The sequence below is a fragment of the Meridianimarinicoccus roseus genome (assembly GCF_003172915.1).
Taxonomy (GTDB): Bacteria; Pseudomonadota; Alphaproteobacteria; order Rhodobacterales; family Rhodobacteraceae; genus Meridianimarinicoccus; species Meridianimarinicoccus roseus.
The window spans coordinates 1-5,010 of sequence record NZ_QGKU01000001.1; the positions used below are offsets into that span (position 1 = coordinate 1).

4 protein-coding genes, 1 tRNA gene and 2 pseudogenes are annotated in these 5,010 nt (G+C 64.4%); 4 read left to right on the forward strand and 3 right to left on the reverse strand.

What is annotated here, in order from left to right; translation table 11 throughout:
- Window positions 1–94: 94 nt before the first annotated feature.
- From DKT77_RS00005 to DKT77_RS20770, 3 genes and pseudogenes are all read left to right on the forward strand, one after another.
- A complete protein-coding gene (locus DKT77_RS00005; RefSeq protein ID WP_109809696.1) occupies window positions 95–1,291 on the forward strand; it encodes an IS256 family transposase in 1,197 nt (398 codons plus the stop codon).
- A gap of 59 nt (window positions 1,292–1,350) precedes the next feature.
- Window positions 1,351–1,512: pseudogene (locus DKT77_RS00010) on the forward strand (integrase core domain-containing protein); the annotation flags it as partial.
- A gap of 70 nt (window positions 1,513–1,582) precedes the next feature.
- Entirely contained in the window at window positions 1,583–1,861 is a 279-nt protein-coding gene (locus tag DKT77_RS20770) for a hypothetical protein (protein WP_238547576.1), read from the forward strand.
- A gap of 263 nt (window positions 1,862–2,124) precedes the next feature.
- Here DKT77_RS20770 and DKT77_RS00020 read toward each other — a convergent pair whose 3' ends face one another.
- Window positions 2,125–2,367, reverse strand: a complete 243-nt coding sequence (locus tag DKT77_RS00020) for a transposase (protein WP_109809694.1) — start codon at window positions 2,365–2,367, stop codon at window positions 2,125–2,127.
- Between the two features lie 81 nt (window positions 2,368–2,448).
- Here DKT77_RS00020 and DKT77_RS00025 point away from each other — a divergent pair.
- A pseudogene (locus DKT77_RS00025) lies at window positions 2,449–2,682 on the forward strand (integrase core domain-containing protein); the annotation flags it as partial.
- 204 nt (window positions 2,683–2,886) lie between these two features.
- On the opposite strand, the gene DKT77_RS00030 reads toward DKT77_RS00025, so the two are convergent.
- Together DKT77_RS00030 and DKT77_RS00035 are read right to left on the reverse strand one after the other, a co-directional pair.
- Window positions 2,887–2,976: transfer RNA gene (locus DKT77_RS00030), tRNA-Ser, on the reverse strand.
- A 743-nt stretch (window positions 2,977–3,719) separates the two neighbouring features.
- Window positions 3,720–4,916 carry an IS256 family transposase gene (locus tag DKT77_RS00035; RefSeq protein ID WP_109809696.1) on the reverse strand — a complete coding sequence of 399 codons (1,197 nt, stop codon included), beginning with the start codon at window positions 4,914–4,916 and terminating at the stop codon, window positions 3,720–3,722.
- Window positions 4,917–5,010 lie beyond the last annotated feature (94 nt).

Sequence of the window (5,010 nt, forward strand, 5' to 3'; positions counted from 1 at the left end):
AGCGCAGCGCGCGGCCGGCGGTGACGCTGGCGGCCATCGCCGGTCTTCGGAGAAGGTTCGGGTTGCGAAACCTGGAACCGAACCGGAGACGACGATGACCGACGATAGAATGACCCTGATGGAGCTGGTGGAGAAGTCCGCCGACGAGGATCTCGTCCGCGACATGCTCGCCTATGCCGCCGAGCGGCTGATGGAGATGGAGGTCGAGGCTGCGACGGGCGCGCCAAAAGGAACGCGCACACCGGCGCGCACCACGCAGCGCAATGGATACCGCGAGAGAGGCTGGGAGACCCGCGCCGGCCGGATCGACCTGGCGATCCCGAAGCTGCGCAAGGGCAGCTACTTCCCGAGCTTTCTCGAACCGCGCAGGACGGCGGAGAAGGCCCTCGTGGCCGTCATCCAGGAAGCCTATGTGCACGGCGTCTCGACGCGCGCCGTGGACGATCTGGTGCGTGCCATGGGCGGGAGTGGCGTGTCTAAGAGCCAGGTGAGTCGGCTCTGCGCCGAGATCGACGAGCGCGTGCTGGCATTCCTCACCCGGCCTCTCGAGGGCGCCTGGCCCTATCTCTGGCTCGATGCAACCTACATCCGGGTGCGCGAGAACGGCCGGATCATCAGCCGTGCCGTAATAATCGCGGTGGCGGTCAACGGGGACGGCCGACGCGAGGTGCTCGGCGTCGCCACCGGCCCCTCCGAGGCGGAGACGTTCTGGACTGGCTTCCTGCGCTCTCTCGCCGATCGCGGCCTGCGCGGCGTGAAGCTCGTCGTGGCCGACGATCACAAGGGGCTCAGGGCCGCAGCCCGCCGAGTGTTCGATGCGACCCACCAACGGTGTCGCGTGCACTGGCTCAGAAACGCGCTCGCCCATGCCCCGGCCAAGAGCCGCACCGCCGTGGCCGCAATGCTCAAGACGATCTTCGCCCAGGAGACCAAGGCCGAGGCGGAGACCCAGTGGGACGCCATCGCCGACGCCCTCCGTGAGAAGAATGACCGGCTCGGCGCCATGATGGACGCCTCCCGCGACGACGTGCTCGCCTACATGGACTTCCCCAGGGAGCACTGGGCGCAGATCAGCTCGACCAACCCGCTTGAGCGCGTCAACAAGGAGATCAAGCGCCGTTCCAATGTCGTCGGGATCTTTCCGAACGACGCGGCCATCATCCGTCTGGTCGGCGCGCTGATGATCGAAACCAACGACGAGTGGGCCGTCGCGCGCCGTTACATGGGGCTGGAGTCGCTGGCCCGCATCACCGATACTCACAACGTCAGACTGCCCGCCGTGGCGACCTGACCAACTCGAGCCTCTCCGAAGGCCGGCCCTCTTACACCACGCCGCGGGGCACTACCCTTCCGGAAGAGATCATTCTCGACAACGGGCCTGAGGGCACCAGCAAGGCCATGTTTGACTGGTCCGAGCGGACCGGTGTGCACCTGCGGTTCATCGAGCCTGGCAAGCCGCAACAGAACGCGTTCATTGAGTCGTTCAACGGCAGCTTGCGAGACGAGCTGCTCCGGTCTTAGGTAGCAGATGCACCAAGTTGCCGGATGGACCGGAACGGCGGTGTAGAGTGCAATCGGGGACATGAGTGACCCCCTGATCGTCCAGACATTGAAGCAGAAGCGCGCGGAGATCCTCGGGCAAATCAAGGCGTGCGAGGCCCAGATCGCGCATGCCGAGCACGACCTCGCCCATTTGAACGCGACCATGGAGCTGTTCGCGGCCCCAGAGCGCCAGCGTGCGCGCTACATCGTGAGCCACGGGTTCTTCAAGAAGGGCGAGATCGCCGAGATCTGCGTGCATCACCTCGGCGATGGCGTGGAGATGACGACGCGGGAGCTGGCCGAACGGGTGATGATCTAGCGCGATCTCGAGATCACGGACGCGGCGCTGCGGAACTCCGTGGTCTTCAAGGTCGTCCAGGCTCTGCGTCACGCCAAGCGCCGCAAGCTTGTGCGCATGGTGGAGAAGCGACAAGGCATGTGCATCTGGAGAGCTGGCGACGCTGTCACGCTGCGCGTCGTTGCCAGTAGCCCTTCCAGGCTCGACTGACCGGCGCTGCACAGCGCTCCTCCGATCAGGCGATCCGCCGAAGTTCCGTTACTTTCCAACCGGTGGTTCTCGAGTCAGGCGGCGTGGGCGGCATAGGCATCAAGACAGCGTCCCTCGACCCGGAGATGCTGGCCGCCAGTCATGCGCCTGAGCCGCGAGAAGAAGCTCTCGGCCAGATTGGTGTGCGCGCCATCGCGGCTGTAGGCCTCGGAATGATTGATCCGGCGCATGTCAAAGTCGGGATCGAGCAGGTCCCAATAGATCGCCTTCAGCGAGAGAGTTCGTGCAGCCGCCGAGAGCACGAAACGCTGAGCCATGATTGCCTCGCCACATAGCGCCTGTTCACACTATGTTCTCAAGTATCGACTGCGGCAGGCGTTTTGGTGCACCTGCTACCTAAGACCGAATGCCTGAACGCGCACTGGTTCATGAGCCTTGCCGACGCCCGCGAGGAAATCGGGCGATGGCGCCATCACTACAATACCAAGCGCCCTCATTCGGCGCTCGGATACCTGTCCCCAACGGAGTTCCTGATGAAAACAACCGCGCCAGCGCTTGAGACGCTTGCGGTCTCCACGCTGCCGCTCAACACTCAAAACCAACCGGAAGATTCCAAATCAAACCGGCCCTAATCGCGGGGGAAGGTCAGCAGAACCACCAAACCGCCGCGCCACGAACACCACACCCCTCGGCGCGGTGAGTCTGATAGGCTACCAGAACATCCGTGCCGGACGGGCCTCAAACGGGCCGCAAACGCCGTTTGTTACCCCATTTGCTACCCAACGACCGGCGCTCCAGAGAAAACCAAACTAAATCAGGATGATCGAAGGGTAAGGTGGCGGAGACGATGGGATTCGAACCCACGAGACCCTTTCGGGCCTACTCCCTTAGCAGGGGAGCGCCTTCGACCACTCGGCCACGTCTCCACCGACGCGTATAGCCAAGCAAACATAGGGATTACAAGGCGATTCTGCCCTTCTCCTGAAAAACCTTACCATACCCGAAAATCGGCTCAAGTGGCGCTGAGAGGCACTGAACGGAACCGAGTTTGGGCCAGATCTGGTCAATTTCTCCTCCAGAAAAAGCGCCCTCGAACGCTTCAAGCGGTTTGTGAGGCCGCGCAGACCGAACGCACTTTTGGACCTGCCACGGCCATTTCCGTCCGGTCGTTCGTGATCCGATTTCCTTCCCAGAATGAGGCTCGTACATGAAGACCGACAGCAAGGACAAAGGTTCGGCGAGCGCCTAAGAGCTAGCTACGTATTGGAGACTGCCTTCGGCCAGGGCTGCCCGTGCGCTCGCGCGGAAAATCGGCATCCGCAACGTCGGCGGCCGCTATGCGTGGTCTTCCATTGGGCAGCCGACGGTCTCGCGCAGCCTCCACGATCGCGCTGGGACGAACTGAAGCTGCCACACTGCACGGCGGACGACGTCGCAGGCATCCTGGGAGAGTCGCCGCGCTCCGCCACGCGACGCGGCTTGGCGAAACCGGATGCGAGCTTTCCCGATCCTATCCCGCTACGGAAAAAGCCAATGCTCTGGCGAAGGGCACAGCTGCGCGCCTGGCAGGCAGAATTGCATATGCCTCACTACGAGCGCGCCTCGACGACAGCGGTAGTGCCCCGCGGCGTGGTGTAAGAGGGCCGGCCTTCGGAGAGGCTCGAGTTGGTCAGGTCGCCACGGCGGGCAGTCTGACGTTGTGAGTATCGGTGATGCGGGCCAGCGACTCCAGCCCCATGTAACGGCGCGCGACGGCCCACTCGTCGTTGGTTTCGATCATCAGCGCGCCGACCAGACGGATGATGGCCGCGTCGTTCGGAAAGATCCCGACGACATTGGAACGGCGCTTGATCTCCTTGTTGACGCGCTCAAGCGGGTTGGTCGAGCTGATCTGCGCCCAGTGCTCCCTGGGGAAGTCCATGTAGGCGAGCACGTCGTCGCGGGAGGCGTCCATCATGGCGCCGAGCCGGTCATTCTTCTCACGGAGGGCGTCGGCGATGGCGTCCCACTGGGTCTCCGCCTCGGCCTTGGTCTCCTGGGCGAAGATCGTCTTGAGCATTGCGGCCACGGCGGTGCGGCTCTTGGCCGGGGCATGGGCGAGCGCGTTTCTGAGCCAGTGCACGCGACACCGTTGGTGGGTCGCATCGAACACTCGGCGGGCTGCGGCCCTGAGCCCCTTGTGATCGTCGGCCACGACGAGCTTCACGCCGCGCAGGCCGCGATCGGCGAGAGAGCGCAGGAAGCCAGTCCAGAACGTCTCCGCCTCGGAGGGGCCGGTGGCGACGCCGAGCACCTCGCGTCGGCCGTCCCCGTTGACCGCCACCGCGATTATTACGGCACGGCTGATGATCCGGCCGTTCTCGCGCACCCGGATGTAGGTTGCATCGAGCCAGAGATAGGGCCAGGCGCCCTCGAGAGGCCGGGTGAGGAATGCCAGCACGCGCTCGTCGATCTCGGCGCAGAGCCGACTCACCTGGCTCTTAGACACGCCACTCCCGCCCATGGCACGCACCAGATCGTCCACGGCGCGCGTCGAGACGCCGTGCACATAGGCTTCCTGGATGACGGCCACGAGGGCCTTCTCCGCCGTCCTGCGCGGTTCGAGAAAGCTCGGGAAGTAGCTGCCCTTGCGCAGCTTCGGGATCGCCAGGTCGATCCGGCCGGCGCGGGTCTCCCAGCCTCTCTCGCGGTATCCATTGCGCTGCGTGGTGCGCGCCGGTGTGCGCGTTCCTTTTGGCGCGCCCGTCGCAGCCTCGACCTCCATCTCCATCAGCCGCTCGGCGGCATAGGCGAGCATGTCGCGGACGAGATCCTCGTCGGCGGACTTCTCCACCAGCTCCATCAGGGTCATTCTATCGTCGGTCATCGTCGTCTCCGGTTCGGTTCCAGGTTTCGCAACCCGAACCTTCTCCGAAGACCGGCGATGGCCGCCAGCGTCACCGCCGGCCGCGCGCTGCGCT